Annotated in this window: 14 protein-coding genes and 1 other RNA gene; 7 read left to right on the top strand and 8 right to left on the bottom strand. The window is 54.9% G+C overall.

What is annotated here, in order from left to right; genetic code table 11:
- Positions 1–16 precede the first annotated feature (16 nt).
- The 4 genes from PbB2_RS04110 to PbB2_RS04095 form a co-directional block, all read right to left on the bottom strand.
- Positions 17–469 (bottom strand): type II toxin-antitoxin system RatA family toxin, encoded by a 453-nt coding sequence (locus PbB2_RS04110; RefSeq protein ID WP_192576152.1) that lies wholly within the window; start codon positions 467–469, stop codon positions 17–19.
- Positions 466–1,431, bottom strand: a complete 966-nt coding sequence (gene lipA / locus PbB2_RS04105) for a lipoyl synthase (RefSeq protein ID WP_108984032.1) — start codon at positions 1,429–1,431, stop codon at positions 466–468. The genes PbB2_RS04110 and lipA overlap by 4 nt, the downstream gene beginning before the upstream one ends.
- Before the next feature lie 75 nt (positions 1,432–1,506).
- The gene (locus PbB2_RS04100; RefSeq protein ID WP_133245709.1) at positions 1,507–1,956 is read right to left on the bottom strand and encodes a DUF6702 family protein; all 450 of its coding nucleotides are present in this window, start codon (positions 1,954–1,956) and stop codon (positions 1,507–1,509) included.
- A 49-nt stretch (positions 1,957–2,005) separates the two neighbouring features.
- The gene (locus PbB2_RS04095) at positions 2,006–4,450 is read right to left on the bottom strand and encodes a M1 family metallopeptidase (protein WP_108984030.1); all 2,445 of its coding nucleotides are present in this window, start codon (positions 4,448–4,450) and stop codon (positions 2,006–2,008) included.
- A gap of 209 nt (positions 4,451–4,659) precedes the next feature.
- On the opposite strand from PbB2_RS04095, the gene PbB2_RS04090 reads away from it, so the two are divergent.
- Positions 4,660–6,228: an AMP-binding protein gene (locus PbB2_RS04090; RefSeq protein WP_108984029.1), complete on the top strand. Its 1,569-nt coding sequence runs from the start codon at positions 4,660–4,662 to the stop codon at positions 6,226–6,228.
- 225 nt (positions 6,229–6,453) lie between these two features.
- Here PbB2_RS04090 and ribB read toward each other — a convergent pair whose 3' ends face one another.
- The 3 genes from ribB to PbB2_RS04075 all read right to left on the bottom strand — a co-directional run bounded on the left by ribB (position 6,454) and on the right by PbB2_RS04075 (position 8,541).
- The gene (gene ribB / locus PbB2_RS04085; RefSeq protein WP_305790438.1) at positions 6,454–7,755 is read right to left on the bottom strand and encodes a 3,4-dihydroxy-2-butanone-4-phosphate synthase; all 1,302 of its coding nucleotides are present in this window, start codon (positions 7,753–7,755) and stop codon (positions 6,454–6,456) included.
- Between the two features lie 101 nt (positions 7,756–7,856).
- Positions 7,857–8,186, bottom strand: a complete 330-nt coding sequence (locus PbB2_RS04080) for a hypothetical protein (protein WP_108984028.1) — start codon at positions 8,184–8,186, stop codon at positions 7,857–7,859.
- Positions 8,187–8,295: 109 nt separating this feature from the next.
- Positions 8,296–8,541: a hypothetical protein gene (locus tag PbB2_RS04075; protein WP_108984027.1), complete on the bottom strand. Its 246-nt coding sequence runs from the start codon at positions 8,539–8,541 to the stop codon at positions 8,296–8,298.
- A 133-nt stretch (positions 8,542–8,674) separates the two neighbouring features.
- On the opposite strand from PbB2_RS04075, the gene PbB2_RS04070 reads away from it, so the two are divergent.
- The 5 genes from PbB2_RS04070 (at position 8,675) to rnpB (ending at position 12,221) form a co-directional block, all read left to right on the top strand.
- Entirely contained in the window at positions 8,675–9,421 is a 747-nt protein-coding gene (locus PbB2_RS04070; RefSeq protein WP_108984026.1) for a J domain-containing protein, read from the top strand.
- A gap of 125 nt (positions 9,422–9,546) precedes the next feature.
- Positions 9,547–9,786, top strand: a complete 240-nt coding sequence (locus PbB2_RS04065) for a hypothetical protein (protein WP_108984025.1) — start codon at positions 9,547–9,549, stop codon at positions 9,784–9,786.
- Between the two features lie 206 nt (positions 9,787–9,992).
- Positions 9,993–10,880 carry a DMT family transporter gene (locus PbB2_RS04060; protein ID WP_108984024.1) on the top strand — a complete coding sequence of 296 codons (888 nt, stop codon included), beginning with the start codon at positions 9,993–9,995 and terminating at the stop codon, positions 10,878–10,880.
- Between the two features lie 65 nt (positions 10,881–10,945).
- Complete coding sequence (locus tag PbB2_RS04055) at positions 10,946–11,782, top strand: N-acetylmuramoyl-L-alanine amidase (protein WP_108984290.1); 837 nt, start codon at positions 10,946–10,948, stop codon at positions 11,780–11,782.
- 21 nt (positions 11,783–11,803) lie between these two features.
- Positions 11,804–12,221, top strand: an RNA gene (gene rnpB / locus PbB2_RS04050) — RNase P RNA component class A.
- A gap of 306 nt (positions 12,222–12,527) precedes the next feature.
- On the opposite strand, the gene PbB2_RS04045 is transcribed toward rnpB, so the two are convergent.
- Complete coding sequence (locus tag PbB2_RS04045; protein WP_133245708.1) at positions 12,528–12,896, bottom strand: hypothetical protein; 369 nt, start codon at positions 12,894–12,896, stop codon at positions 12,528–12,530.
- Positions 12,897–13,271: 375 nt separating this feature from the next.
- Here PbB2_RS04045 and PbB2_RS15865 point away from each other — a divergent pair, with 375 nt between their 5' ends.
- Positions 13,272–13,961, top strand: coding sequence for a hypothetical protein (locus PbB2_RS15865; RefSeq protein ID WP_133245707.1), 690 nt, complete (start codon positions 13,272–13,274; stop codon positions 13,959–13,961).
- Positions 13,962–14,231: the final 270 nt, after the last annotated feature.

The following is a 14,231-nucleotide window of genomic DNA, read 5'->3' as shown; positions in this document are numbered from 1 at the left end:
TAAAGCTGATTCCTTTCTATTCAATGAGGGCATATCGGCGTTTGGCTTCTGCGGTAAATGCGTCCATCAAGCGCGAAACCGCCTTATTCATATTGGCGCGCAACAAATCTGCTAAAAAAGGCTCTGAAAACTCAAAATCCAAGGTCAAATCGACCAAGGTGCCTGAGTCAGTGGGATTGAAAGCCCAAACACAATTCAGTGAGCTGAAGGGCCCGTTGATCAGGCGGGTCGAGATAGTCCGCGCCACATGATCCACATCAACATGGGTGGAAAACTGGGTCCGGAACGCCTTGTAGCCAACCACAGCTTCCCCAATGAAAGTGCGGCCCCGATCAAGCGGGCGGACTTGACTGACCCGCGCGGCCTTCACCCAGGGCAGAAAGCGGGCATAGGCGGGCACATCACTGACCAAGTCCAGCAAATCATCTGGACGAAAGGGCAAAAGCTCACGGGTTTCAAACCGGCTCACGAGCGGTGCTGTTCCTCCAGGGCGGCGCGAGCGGCCTTCAGCCGGGCGAAATCCTCCCCCGCATGATGGCTGGATCGGGTCAATGGCGAGGCGGACACCATCAAGAAGCCCTTGGTGCGGGCAATGGTCTCATAGGCCTCAAACTCTTGCGGGGTCACAAAGCGGTCGATTGGGGCATGCTTGCGTGTGGGTTGCAGATACTGGCCAATCGTCAGGAAATCGACGCCAGCCGAGCGCATGTCGTCCATCACCTGCATGACTTCTTCTTTGGTTTCACCAAGGCCTACCATCAGGCCCGACTTGGTGAATTGCTGAGGATCGCGTTCCTTCACACGTTCCAGAAGGCGCAGCGAGGCATAATAGCGTGCCCCAGGACGGATGGAGAGATAGAGCCGGGGTACGGTTTCCAGATTGTGGTTGAACACATCCGGCTTGGCGTCAATCACCGCCTCTGCTGCCCCTGCTTTGCGCAAGAAGTCTGGGGTGAGGATTTCAATTGTCGTGCGCGGTGCCGCAGCCCGGATTGCTGCAATTGTCGCAACAAAATGGGCTGCCCCGCCATCATCAAGGTCATCGCGATCAACCGACGTGATCACCACATGTTCAAGGCCCATCGTTGCGACGGCACGGGCCACATTGGCGGGTTCCTCAGGATCGAGCGCGTCTGGCTTGCCAGTTTTGACATTGCAGAATGAACAGGCCCGCGTGCACGTGTCGCCCATGATCATCATGGTCGCGTGCTTTTTGCTCCAACACTCACCTATGTTTGGGCAACCCGCCTCTTCACATACAGTAACGAGCCGGTTTTCTTTCACGATGGATTTGGTCTGTTCAAACACCGACCCGCCAGGCGCACGTACGCGAATCCATTCGGGCTTTCGCAGAATGACGCTGTCGGGCCGTTTTTGCTTTTCAGGATGGCGGGCGGCGCGTTTAGCCTGAGTGTCGATGAGCGTGACCATAATGGATAAATGCGATCTTTCGGGCCAAAAGGAAAGGTCTGGGGCCATCTGCTCTTGCAGAGCAGGTATGGGCTCTCACGGCAGCGCGAGGATTTGGGCTGGGGTGCCGACGGCAAACCGCGCTGAAACCGTCTTGCCATTGCGGCGCACATTGATCTGATTGACTTGTGCTGCGGTAAAATCCTGCAACAGATTGGAATCAAGTGTCAAACGCTTCCCGCGATATCGACCGGCTTCAAAATAGACATACAGAAGATCGCCGGATAGCTCGGCACCGATGAAAGTCAGGGGCAGCGGCCTGCCCTTCTCATCCCCGATCTGGAATTGGCGAAGGCTGTAGAGGCGGATAGCCTCTCGTCCTTCAGGCGTTTCAAAATAGCCAGCCCCGATCGGCCCCAGATCGAGTGCATGCTCAAGATCATGCGCATAGAGTCTGTGGGTGATCTCCAAAATCCCGCTGGACGGATTGACTTCAACCACGCTCAGGGCCGCCTCAAGGCGGTGGGCTTGGGCCGAAGGCGGCAAGCCAAGGGCCAGGCAAAGCCCGACCCCCGCAAAAATCCAGCTGTTGAGCCTAGTTTGGGCGCTCAGATTTGCCTCCTGCACCCCCAACTGCGGGCTTGGGTGTCACTGCCGGTGTCGTCTCAAGCGAGCCTTGGCTAACCGCCAAATCATTGTCTTGCATCTGATTGCGTGGACCTTGGGTAGATTTGAAGACCTCAAGGCGGGTTGGCTCGATGCGGGTTGGGAAATAATTATTTGAGCGGTTCACGTCAGCGGTTTCCTGACGTGGATCAAGCTCAACTTGAACAACTTCCTTGGCGCTCAAATAGCTCCAATTGACCTTGCGGGCATCAAAGCGCCAAATTTCCGCGGGAATGGCGACGATGTCGGTTGTCCCGTCCTTGAAGGTGAATTTGACGATGACAGGCATAACAAGCCCGCCCTTATTCTCCAGATTGAGAATATAGATGCGGTCCTTGAGGTCGAGGACGGCACGTTCTTGCGGGCTTAAGGCCGCACGGGCGGTTGCTGCGCGCGACTTCTGCCCTTTGGTGGCTGCCAAGGGGTCGGTGCGGTCATAATAATCCCGCAACGAAGGGTCCTGGGCCACAAAGGTGGTCATGCCGGCATTATTGAGCTGGCCCAGTTCAATTGGCTTGGCATCACGCTCGGCAATGCGGCGGGCAGCTTCAACGTCTGGGTCCTGTGTGTCGATCGTCCCCTCCCGCACATTGGTAAGGCTGATGTCGACATGATCGGTTGAAAAAAACCAACCCCGCCAGAACCAATCCAGATCCGTGCCAGAGCTTTCTTCCATGGTCCGGAAGAAATCATAAGGTGTGGGCCGCTTAAACCGCCAGCGCAGCGCATATTCCTTGAAGGCCCGATCAAATCGCGCCCGACCGATCACGGTCTCGCGCAGAATAACCAGCGCGGTTGCCGGCTTACCATAGGCGTTCTCGCCCAAACGCACGATGGAATCCGACTGGGTCATGATCGGCACTTGGTCGCTGGAGCGCATATATTCGGTCATGTCGCGCGGATCGCCCCGACGCGATGGATAGGCTTCCGACCACTCCTGTTCAGCGACATATTGCAGGAAGGTATTGAGGCCTTCGTCCATCCAGGTCCATTGGCGCTCGTCAGAATTGACCATCATCGGGAACCAGATGTGGCCCACTTCGTGGATAATGACGCTGATCAGGCCATATTTGGTGCGATCTGAGTATGACAGATTGCCCGCCTTATCCTTCTCAGGCCGTGGCCCGTTGAAGGTGATCATCGGATATTCCATCCCGCCGACTGGGCCATTCACCGACTGGGCCACCGGATAGGGATAGGCAAAAGTCATACGGCCATACACGCGGATGGTATGGGCAATGCTTTTGGTGGAATAGGCAGACCACAATGGGTCGCCTTCTTTTGGAAAGAAACTCATGGCCAGAACGTCATTGGCTCCGGGCTGTTTGACGGCCATGGCGTCCCAGATAAACTTCCGTGAGCCCGCCCACGCAAAATCGCGGACATTGGCAGCCCTGAACCGCCAAGTCTTGACACCAGCAGCCACTGATTTTTCAGCCGCTGCCGCCTCTTGTGGCGTTATGATATAGACTGGGTCTTTGTAGCTTGTTCGCGCTTGAGCAAGTCGGGCTTGCTGGCTTGGGCTTAAAACATCGCCTGCATTCACCAAATCTCCCGTCGCCGAAACAGCGAAGTCTGCCGGTACCGTGATAGCCACCTCATAGTCGCCAAACTCAAGCGTGAATTCCCCACGTCCAAGGAAGCTCTTATTGTGCCAGCCTTCGTAATCGGAATAGACAGCTGCACGCGGGAACCATTGGGCAGCCAAGAAGATACAATTGCCATCAGCATCGGGCTTGTCGAAACATTCATAGCCCGACCGCCCTCCGATCAGGCGGGCATCACGCAGGGGCAAAGACCACTCGATCCGGAAATTGACGCTTTGCCCGGGCTTGAGAGGCTCGGCCAAGTCGATACGCAGGAGGCTATCGACCACATCATGCACCAAAGCAGAGCCATTGACCGCCTTAACCGCTGTCACGCTGAAGCCTGAAACGGCTGTGTCGCGGATCGCCTGCATCCGACGGACCGAATCGAAACTCACCCGCCCATTATCCTCAATCGTGCGCGTCAGCTCGGCGATCGAGTTCTTTTTTACGTCATTCTGGTCCAGCATGAACCACAGATAGGTCAGCGTATCTGGCGAATTGTTGGTGTAGGTGACATCTGCTCCACCGCTGAGCGTGCGTGTGGGTTCGTTAAGCGTAACCGCAATCTTGTAGTCGACCTTCTGCTGCCAGTATTTATGACCAGGCGCACCCGATGCGGTGCGATAATCATTCGGCGTGGGTGCATCTTCAGGATCAAGCTGGCGGAACTTGTCTTGGAAATCACCCTTTGTCTGTTGAATAGGCTGGGCCGCCACACTCTGACTGAACAGGCAGGCAAAAGCGAAAGCGACAGCGACGCGGACTAACAAACGCACATTTTTCATAACGGCTTTGTGGCATGCTGAGCCTTTGTCTGCAAACGACAACTTCACAATCCAGACACAGACCGAACACGTCTTGTTCAGCACCTCATTGCTGAAACAAATTGCAATCTTGTGTGAGCACGCTAGCTTCGCGCCAAATCGGACGGCCTAAAGCGGGCGGAGACATGCCGCAAGGCCGCTCAAGAGGAAACGCACCCTAGGACCCCAACATGCCTGTTCGCCCCTATGATGTTGCCCGTACTCGGCGCACTGTGTTTGATGCCCTGCTTGAAGCGCGTGGCCGCTTTGGCGGAAACAAGGAAATACTTGAGGATGCTGATCGCACGCCTCTAACCTATAACAAATTGATTTTAGGTTCATTTGTCCTAGGTCGTAAGCTGGCAGGCTTAACAGAGCCCGGGGAAAATGTTGGTGTTTTGATCGCCAATTCTGCTGGTGGGATGGTAGCACTGTTCGGCCTCATGGCCTTTGGACGCACCCCAGCCATGTTGAATTTCACCGCGGGCACTAAAAACATTCGTGCGGCGTGCAACGCTGCCCAAGTCCGCACCATCCTGACCGCCAAGCGCTTTGTCGATCAAGCCAATCTGACTGGCCTCGTCGCTGATTTGGCCAAGGATTACAAAATCGTCTATCTTGAAGATGTTCGTGAGAGCTTGACGGGGCTGGATAAGGCTCGCGGCCTTTTGGATGCGACAGCCCCATTCATAGCGCGCGTGAAGACTGACCCGGATTCGACTGCGGTCATGCTGTTTACGTCAGGCACGGAGGGTATTCCAAAGGGTGTGGCTCTGAGCCATGCCAATTTGGTGGCCAATGTCGAGCAGGTCGCAGGCCATGTTGACCTCAATCCAGAGGACATTGTGTTCAATCCTCTGCCAATCTTCCATTGCTTTGGCCTGACGGGCGGGACCTTCCTGCCCTTGCTGCAAGGCATGAAGTGCGTGCTTTTCCCGTCACCGCTGCAAGCCAAGAACATCGTGAAAATGGTGCGCGAGACACAGGCAACGATTTTGTTCGGCACCGATACGTTCGTGAATCAATATGCGCGCCAAGCCGATGAAGGTGACCTCAACAGCCTGCGCTTCATTGTTTGCGGGGCTGAGCGGGTGAAGGAAGAAACCCGCCAAACCATGCTGAACCGCTTTAATGTTCCCATCGTGGAAGGTTATGGGGCAACCGAGGCGTCCCCCATCATTGCGGTGAATACACCCGATCATAACAACCGACCCGGCACTTGCGGACGTTTGGTACCCGGGATCGAATGGCGGCTTGAAAGCATACCGGGCATTGATGGCGGTGGCCGTCTGTTTGTGCGGGGGCCGAACCTCATGCGCGGCTATGTGCGTGTGGATGCGCCAGGCGAAATCCAGCCCCTCCCCGGTGGCTGGCATGATACCGGCGATGTGGTGGCCATCGACAAGGATGGGTTCCTGACCATCAAGGGTCGGGTGAAGCGCTTTGCCAAGATTGGCGGCGAAATGGTCTCGCTAACGGCCGTTGAAAATTACGCCACCAGCTGCTGGCCAGACAATCTCCATGTCGCTGTTGCTGTGCAGGACCCCAAAAAGGGCGAGCAGATCGTCTTGTTGACCGATTTTGCCCAGGCAGAGCGGGCGGATCTCTTGGCTTGGTATAAAGCCAATGGGGCAGCCGAACTGGCACTTCCCAAACGTATTTTGAAGGTTGAGGACATTCCACTCTTGGGCACTGGCAAGATTGATTATGTCAATGCCCAACGTATCGCGGTTGAAAAGCCTGAAACTGCAGCGGCCTGAGAGGCAAGATCTGCTGTCCTTCCCTGCGAAGGATAGCAGGTTGCAGGGAAATAATGTGACCTTGGAGCCCGTGGGGCCTCAACCGGTTTTCTGACGTCTAGGACGGCCGGAATCCATGCCTCAAGATCGGTTGAGCACGTCAATGCGGGACCAAAGGCTGCGATAAGCCGGACTCAATCGAAAGCCTAGAAACCACCACGCTAATCTTGAGCGGGCCAAGCAAAGCTAGCGGCTGTCGACTTCGGCAATCTCGATCCCAAAGCCACGTAAGCCCGCAAATTTGTGCGTTGTCCGGGTCAAGAGCTTGATGGAATGCACGCCGAGATCGCGCAGAATTTGAGCGCCGACGCCGACTTCACGCCATGTTTGTAGGCGACGGGTTTCGGATTCGGTTTCGCCATGGCTTTGGAAGGGTACCCCGACCGTGCCATCGCGCAGATAGACCAAGACCCCCCGGCCTTCTTCACGAAACGCTGCCATGGCAGCCTTGATTGCAGGGGCGCCGCCAAAAACATCTTTGACCACATCGGCTCGGTGCAAACGCGTGGGCACATGGTCGCCTGCCCCAATCTTGCCAACCACAAAGGCCAAATGATGGACCGGATCAAATGGTGTTGCATAGGCATAACCTTGAACAGGCCCATCGTCTGTCTCCACCACAAAGCTCGACACGCGCTCCACCAGTTTCTCGCGCGATTGGCGATAGGCAATCATCTCGGCAATTGAGACATGTTTGAGGTTATGGGTCGCTGCAAAAGCCGCGACTTGGGGTCCACGCATCACGGTGCCATCATCATTCATCATCTCACAAATGACACCCACTTCGGGCAGGCCTGCCATTCGGCACAGATCGACAGTGGCTTCGGTGTGGCCGGTGCGGACCAAGACCCCGCCATCGCGCGCAATCAGCGGAAATATATGGCCGGGACGAACAAAATCTGCCGCACCAATGTTTGGATTGGCCAAAGCACGGCACGTATTGGTGCGATCCTCGGCCGAAATGCCGGTTGTGGTGCCGTGGCGCACGTCAACTGAGACGGTGAAGGCGGTCGATAACGGTGCATCATTATTAGCGACCATCGGATCGAGGCGCAGTTTGCGGGCTATCTCGCGGGTCAGCGGCGCACAGACAATGCCCGAGGTGTGGCGGACAATAAAGGCCATCTTTTCCGGCGTACACAAACTGGCAGCCATGATCAGATCACCTTCATTCTCCCGATCATCATCGTCAGTCACAACGATGATTTCACCAGCGGCAAACGCCTCAATGGCAGCCTCTACCCGGGCATGGGGCAAACCAGCTCGCGCAGGGCTTGCCACATCAAGGGCCACACCTGCACGCATCAGAATTTCAGTTGTTGTTGTTTGCAAAACCTGGGCTAGAGGCGCGGCATGGGCCGCCTTGAATTCAAGCGCCCCTGACAAGAGCCGACTTGCAGCAGAGCGGTCTCGGCCAATCGCCGCACCAATGTCTTCTTGGGTTGCCCCCACTTCCTTCATGCGATTGCGAAACCAGACGACATCCATCAGCCCATCTCCAGTAACGCGCAAAATTCGCACGTTATTCTTTAGATATGGCTATATCGTGCGAAAATCACACGTCCAGTCACGTCTGCAGTAGGCTTTTGTCAGGCCCCAAAGTTGCCTGCCGCCTGCTGGAACATTTGCAAGCCTGTTTCGGCATAAAAGCGTGCTTGGTCAGGCCAGGCCAGATAGGCAAAGCTTATACCAGCCACCAAAAAGCCCAGAAAAGCCATGAAGCGCGAGAAGTTGGGGGAGACGGTCTCTTGAGCCGCTAAGCGGTCCTGTCGTCTCACATCATAATAGACTGCAGGCTTGGGCTGATGTCGCTTGCCCAGATAATGCAGACCAACAATCAGGCTGGCCGGAAACGCCAGCGTCGATGTCTGTATGGTTGAAGGAATCTGGTGAAGCAGAAAAATCAAATCGGCAAACATGGGCGCTCCTTGGAAGCAAACCCTGTTTCGCACAGAAGAAAAAAGACTCTCTTACCTCGACAGTTAAACTGACGGCAAAGGCGTCAATAAAACTTCCACCCTAACTTGTTTAACTCTTCGGCAGATAGGTAATGACCAAAAACCCAAGTAAAAACAAAAACAAAATTCCGATCAGCCAATTACCAATATTGACGCCACCGTCATTCCCAAGAGATTTATAGTTTTGCCCCTGCCGACTTGAGGTCATGGACATTAAGGTCAAAATAACGGCCATAAAGACGGGAATTCCAATTAAGAAACTAACCGGTAAGCCTACCTGTTGCGAAAGCCAATCAAGGTCTATGATCTTGTCCATGGCGACGTCCCAAAAAACGATTACATGTCGTAAGCGAAAGAAAAACGTATGACCAGTACCATATGGTTAACGTCACTGGAAAATTTGACACAAGGGCTCGTCAGCTGCTTCGACGCCGTGCTAAGCATGAGCAATGTCACTTTGGAAACGCCTCCTTGATCTGGCTGGTCATGCATTTCATCATGCCAATGCGGACTATGGCGCGGAGCATCATCCGGTCGATCCCTGTGCGCCGGATCCCCATGATACAGAGTTTGCCGCCGCTGTTGTGGCGTTGGCGGCCAAAATGGCGCGCGCGGACGGCAAATCCACCCTGGATGAAGCCGCGGCCTTTCGCGCTGCTTTCCCAATTGCGCCAGACGAACGGCCTATGTTCGACCGTCTTTTCAAATTGGCGCAGGAAACAGTGCATGGCTATGAAGGCTATGCGCGGCGGATTGGTAAGCGTTACCGGACAAAACCATGTTTGCTCGAAGATGTGCTGGATGTTCTGTTTGCGGTGGCCGCCGCTGATGGGGCGATTACTTCTGGCGAGTTGAGCTATCTGGAAAAAGTGGCTGACTTTTTCGGCTTTACCGAAACTGAGTTTGCCCGCATTTCAGCGCCCTATTTTCCGGATCGGGCACCTGACCCCTACACAATTCTCTCAGTCTCCATCCAGGCCAGTGATGAGGATATTCGTAAAGCCTGGATGCGCTGTGTGTCTGAGAATCACCCAGACCGCTTTATTGCGCGCGGTGCGCCGGTTGAGTTTATCAAGGCCGCCCATGAAAAGACTGCGGCCATCAATGCAGCTTATGAAGAGATCAAGGCGAGCCGCGCCGATAAAGCCCGTCACAACCGGCAGCAAGGCGAAGCCACGCCTGCAGCAGCACATTAATCATCGTGCGCACTGCGCCGACGTTGCGGGTTACCTGAGGCACAGCTTGGGGAAAAACAGGGCGCAAGCGGGTTTTCTGCCCCCGAACACTTGACGTTAATCAATTACGCGCCAATCTCTTGCCCATGCGCTCACTTTCTGACACTGCCCGGTCCATGTTGCACAGCACAGTCGCCCTTATTTCTGGATTGCTGATCGTGTCTGCGGTTGGGTTTGGGATGATGGCATTGGCCTTTGCAGGCTTGATCATTGGCTTTGCGGGGGCTGTTTTGGCCAATTTTCGTACCCCGCCACGGCGAGCCGTTGTCACGCTTGAAGCCCGTCGCACCGGTCGGGGCTGGAGCGTGGATACAACTGGGCGCTAAGCCAGCGCACTCACCTCAGCCTCAAAATGAGTGTGCCTTAAGTTAGGCGTGGCGAGACTTGTTGACCCGATTGAGGCCATTTGGCGGTCAACAACGAACCTTCTCACGCCTGAACCTGATTCCAATGCCAAGTTGATGCCAAAGGTTATGCCAAAGCGTGTTCTGTCTGATTGACCTGCACGGCTCCATTATGAAACGAGACCGGTATGCGTCCTGCTGATTTCCTCCTCCTCTTGGCCTGTTGCATTGCTTGGGGGTTAAACCTACCGTTGACCCGCTGGTTGGTTGCCGATGTGCCACCGATTTTTCTGGCTGGATTACGATTTTTGGGCTTGGCCCTATTGCTGTCGCCCTTCCTGCGACCATTCCCACGCCAATTTGGATTGGTGTTTGCGATTGCTATGTGTATCGGCGGCGTGCATTTCGCACTTTTGTTCCTAGGCCTGCAAGCTGCCCCAGCGAGCGCGGTGGCAATTGTTGGACAGATCGGTCTGCCGATCGTTACCATTTTGTCGATCATTTTTTTGCAAGAGAAAGTGCGCTGGCGGCGAACCTTGGGGATGAGCCTCGCTTTTGCCGGCGTGATCGCCATTCTTTATCAACCAGGCAAGTTCAGTTTTGAGCTTGGCTTGCTCTATGTGGTGGCTTCCGCCTTCATCGGAGCGGCAGGTTCGATCCTGATGAAACGGCTTGAGCCCATTCCAGCTTTGAACCTGCAGGCTTGGGTGGGTCTTTTGTCTTTTGCTCCCTTGTTTGCTCTGTCTGCTTTCCTTGAACAGGGGCAAATCCACGCCTTGATTCATGCCCCCATGCACGTCTGGGTGGGGATTGTGTTCTCGGTCGTGGTGGTGTCGATTTTCGGCCACTCAGCCTATTATCAATTGGTCAAGAAATACGACATCACTCTGCTTGCCCCGTTGACCCTCATGACCCCGGTGATTGCAGTGGCAACTGGGGTGGTTTTCCTGCATGAACCTGTTACGTTGAAACTTCTGATCGGCGGCGGCCTGACATTGGCAGGCGTGTTTCTGGTCGCAGCGCGTGAAAACAAGAGCCTGCCCAACGATGCGGTTGCGCAGGCCAAAACAGGGTAAAGCGCCGTATGCTTGGCAATCCCAATCCCGCCCGCCACCGTCATCAAAGCCGGAAACGTGTTGTCATGCCGCTTGAGATCATCCAATCCCCCTCCCCCAATTTTGATGAGCGCAAGCGGCCGATCCGCTTCGTGGTGCTTCATTATACCGGGATGCAGAGTGCTGATGCGGCTCTGCGCGTCTTGTCAGATCCCGCGCCCATGCGCACCGCCTATGTCAATGACATTCCCACCAACCCGCTTCTGCCGGATGGAACACCAGCACCCACCACATTGGTTCCCGCGCCGATGAGTCGGGTTTCAAGTCATTATCTCGTCTATGAAGACGGCCGCGTGTTCCAATTGGTCGATGAATCCAAACGGGCATGGCATGCCGGGCGCGGCTTTTGGGATGGGGAGACAGATGTCAATTCAGCCTCCGTTGGGATTGAGATTGCCAATGGCGGAGATGACTTTGGTTTGCCCGATTATCCCGATGTGCAGATCGAGGCTGTGATGAGCTTGGTGGCCCAGATCATGGCGCGCCATGGCCTCGACCGCCACCACATTATCGGTCATTCCGACCTTGCCCCGATGCGCAAGTCCGATCCGGGTGAAAAGTTTCCGTGGAAACGATTTGCCGATGCTGGCTTGTCGATCTGGCCCGAACCCGCGCTTGAAGATGGCGACCAGCGCAATCTGTTTGACCAAGATGGCATGATGGACCGGGGCATTGCGGCTGTACAAACCGGGCTTGCCACCATTGGCTATGGGCTGACGGTCAACGGCATTTTGGATACCGAGACACGGGCTGTATTGCGGGCGTTTCAGCGCCGGTTCCGCCCCAGCAAAGTCGATGGCTTCGTCGATGTTGAGACTGTCTCTCTGGTGGGCCGCGTGGCCGCGATCTTGCGCCCGGCCTGATCTTAGCCCATTGTGAGCAGGTCAGACGGTCAGGCGGCCGCTCTTGCACGGCCTGAAAGGGCGCAAGGGAGGAAAGTCCGGGCTCCACGCAAGCATGGTGGCGGGTAAGGCCCGCCGGGATCGGGTCGTCAGGCCGGGTCTTAGGGATAGCGCCACAGAGAATAGACCGCCCCAATGGTTTCGATCAGACGGGTAAGGGTGAAACGGTGGGGTAAGAGCCCACCGCTCGGACCGTAAGGAAGGAGGCACGGCAAGCCCCACCAGGAGCAAGACCGAATAGGGACACCATGTAGCCGGGCTTGCCCGGTTACGGCCGGTTTGCGGGTTGGCGTGTCCGGGTAGGTCGCACGAGGCCCTGTGCGAACAGGGTCCCAGATGAATGGTCGCCCAGAGGGTTCACCCCCTTGGACAAAACCCGGCTTATAGACCGTCTGACGATCCGCCTTTGCGTGGGGAATGGCGAATGCGCTTCGGGTTATGGACTGCCTCGGTGAAACTTTTTTCCAAACAAATCGTGTCATCCCCCGCCGGAGCGCAGCGAAGAGCGGGGACCCCATTGCGCACATGCGCCTTTGCGTCACGAGGTCCCGGATCGGCTTCGCCGTCCGGGATGACACGGTTTTGGTTGGCTTTTATCTAGAACCGTTTTGGCGCAGGTTGTGCCTGCCCCATAGGCCAAAGTCGATTGTTGGTGGGCGGTCTGGTGGAACAATTGGATCACCAAAGTAAGTCCAGGTAAAAACCCTCAACCAAAATCGCTGTCATCCCCGCCGGAGCGCAGCGCAGAGCGGGGACCCCCTTGCGCACGTGCAGCAAAAGATCCCGGATCGGCTTCGCCGTCCGGGATGACACGGTTTTGGTTGGCGATACGCTGCGCGCCGAAGGGTGCATTCCAACCTTGGAATGCACTATGGTCAAGCCGATTTTGAATGATTTCTTGACTTGGGATGCCTTCAATCCGCTCGCCGCTTGCCTTAAAGCTTGCGCAGGCACAGCCTGCGGCAAAGGCCTTGTAAGTGGCAGATACAAAAAGCAAAGCCGCCGCGAATGAACCGGCAAATCGAGGTTTTCGAAGCGTACCAAGAAGCGGGCAGACTACATGGAGTGAAAACATTGGAGCTCCTCAAGCTTGTTTATTACTTCCGCTTGACACGCTGAAGCTCGACCTTAGAGTGAAAGCCTCGAACAGAACACTTTTAAGCGTGCCTGGGCTTTAGGTCGTTTAGTTGATTACGAATTGAGCCACCTTCAAGCGTTTGGATTTTAGTTCTCAAGTCGCTTACATATTTATGGAAAGGGGGGAGAGTTTGTGGCTGCTTGATAAAACTAGGAATGCGAAATTGCCGCCTTTGGCTGTCGCATTTGGAAAAAGCTATGCTTTGTCGCCGGTCATGGCCGCAAATGTTAAGATCACCACTATGTATCGGCGGATTATTGACTTTGTGTTGCCACTTATTGCTAAAGCGACTTCGGAAGTTGGGAGGGAGCGGTGAACAGACCTCTCGACTATAGATACGCAATCCGAGCGCTAGCAGCCATTGCTGTTTTAATTTTTGTGAATGCGTGTCGCGGAGATGTTGAACGGCCGAATATTGCAGCCAAAGAAACCGAACAAGATTGGCTCAACAGCAACTTTGGAAATCCAGATTCACCTAAGGTCTTCAATCAACCAGAAACTATTATGCTATCAAAAGACAATGGACCTAACGTTTTCTTCATTCGAGATTTTCGCCTCCAATCACAACCGGCGCTATTCAATTCGGGTCTTTGGATAAGGAGAAAAGTTCCGCGGACTTCTTCCTCTATAGTTCCGATTGAGAATCTGCATGATTTAGACTTTTCGGCATACGGGCAAGAAATCGGAAAAAACTCCTGCGGGCAACGTTTGTTTAAAGTGGTTGATCATGACCGTTTCGGAAGAGAGATAAGCACTCTAGCCATGCCACCAAAAGGAGACACGAGCCTGTGGGTTTTCGTTATTCCCGATCCGCACACTTTAATTGGGTGTTTTTCAACCGATCCGACTTTCGGTTGTTCGGTATATTCTGAATTTGACTATGTCTGGGCTAATTTGGTTGTACCCAAAATCAATGTCTGCTCTTGGCCGGCGATTAGGGGCCAAATACAAAATGCAATCGACGCGGGAATGGTGCCGGCATCTGTCAGAAACTCAAAGTAATGCGCTCCGCGCCAAAGTGTGCATTCCAACCTTGGAATGCACTATGGTCAAGCCGATTTTGAATGATTTCTTGACTTGGGAGGCCTTAAATCCGCTCGCCGCTTGCTTCGAAGCCTCGCGTAGGCAAAGCCTTCTATGGAGGCTTTCCAAGTGGAAAAAAGCCAAACCCAAGGCCGCCGCGACTGAATTGGTGCATTCCTGATGGAACACACCCCACCCGGCGAGCAGGCAACTCACCACACAAAAAGGCCAGAGCGTCTGCTCTGGCCT

The sequence above is a fragment of the Candidatus Phycosocius bacilliformis genome, assembly GCF_003112735.1.
GTDB classification, from domain to species: Bacteria; Pseudomonadota; Alphaproteobacteria; order Caulobacterales; family Aquidulcibacteraceae; genus Aquidulcibacter; species Aquidulcibacter bacilliformis.
Note: the sequence above shows the minus strand (reverse complement) of the source record. Positions and strands in the feature narration are given on the sequence as shown.

Bases quoted from the DNA above. Each gene is read 5' to 3' on its own strand.
- lipA (WP_108984032.1), bottom strand. From the start codon at position 1,431: ATGGTCACGCTCATCGACACTCAGGCTAAACGCGCCGCCCGCCATCCT.
- PbB2_RS04095 (WP_108984030.1), bottom strand. From the start codon at position 4,450: ATGAAAAATGTGCGTTTGTTAGTCCGCGTCGCTGTCGCTTTCGCTTTT.
- PbB2_RS04090 (WP_108984029.1), top strand. From the start codon at position 4,660: ATGCCTGTTCGCCCCTATGATGTTGCCCGTACTCGGCGCACTGTGTTT.
- ribB (WP_305790438.1), bottom strand. From the start codon at position 7,755: ATGGATGTCGTCTGGTTTCGCAATCGCATGAAGGAAGTGGGGGCAACC.
- PbB2_RS04080 (WP_108984028.1), bottom strand. From the start codon at position 8,186: ATGTTTGCCGATTTGATTTTTCTGCTTCACCAGATTCCTTCAACCATA.
- PbB2_RS04075 (WP_108984027.1), bottom strand. From the start codon at position 8,541: ATGGACAAGATCATAGACCTTGATTGGCTTTCGCAACAGGTAGGCTTA.
- PbB2_RS04070 (WP_108984026.1), top strand. From the start codon at position 8,675: ATGTCACTTTGGAAACGCCTCCTTGATCTGGCTGGTCATGCATTTCAT.
- PbB2_RS04065 (WP_108984025.1), top strand. From the start codon at position 9,547: ATGCGCTCACTTTCTGACACTGCCCGGTCCATGTTGCACAGCACAGTC.
- PbB2_RS04060 (WP_108984024.1), top strand. From the start codon at position 9,993: ATGCGTCCTGCTGATTTCCTCCTCCTCTTGGCCTGTTGCATTGCTTGG.
- PbB2_RS04055 (WP_108984290.1), top strand. From the start codon at position 10,946: ATGCCGCTTGAGATCATCCAATCCCCCTCCCCCAATTTTGATGAGCGC.
- PbB2_RS04045 (WP_133245708.1), bottom strand. From the start codon at position 12,896: ATGTTTTCACTCCATGTAGTCTGCCCGCTTCTTGGTACGCTTCGAAAA.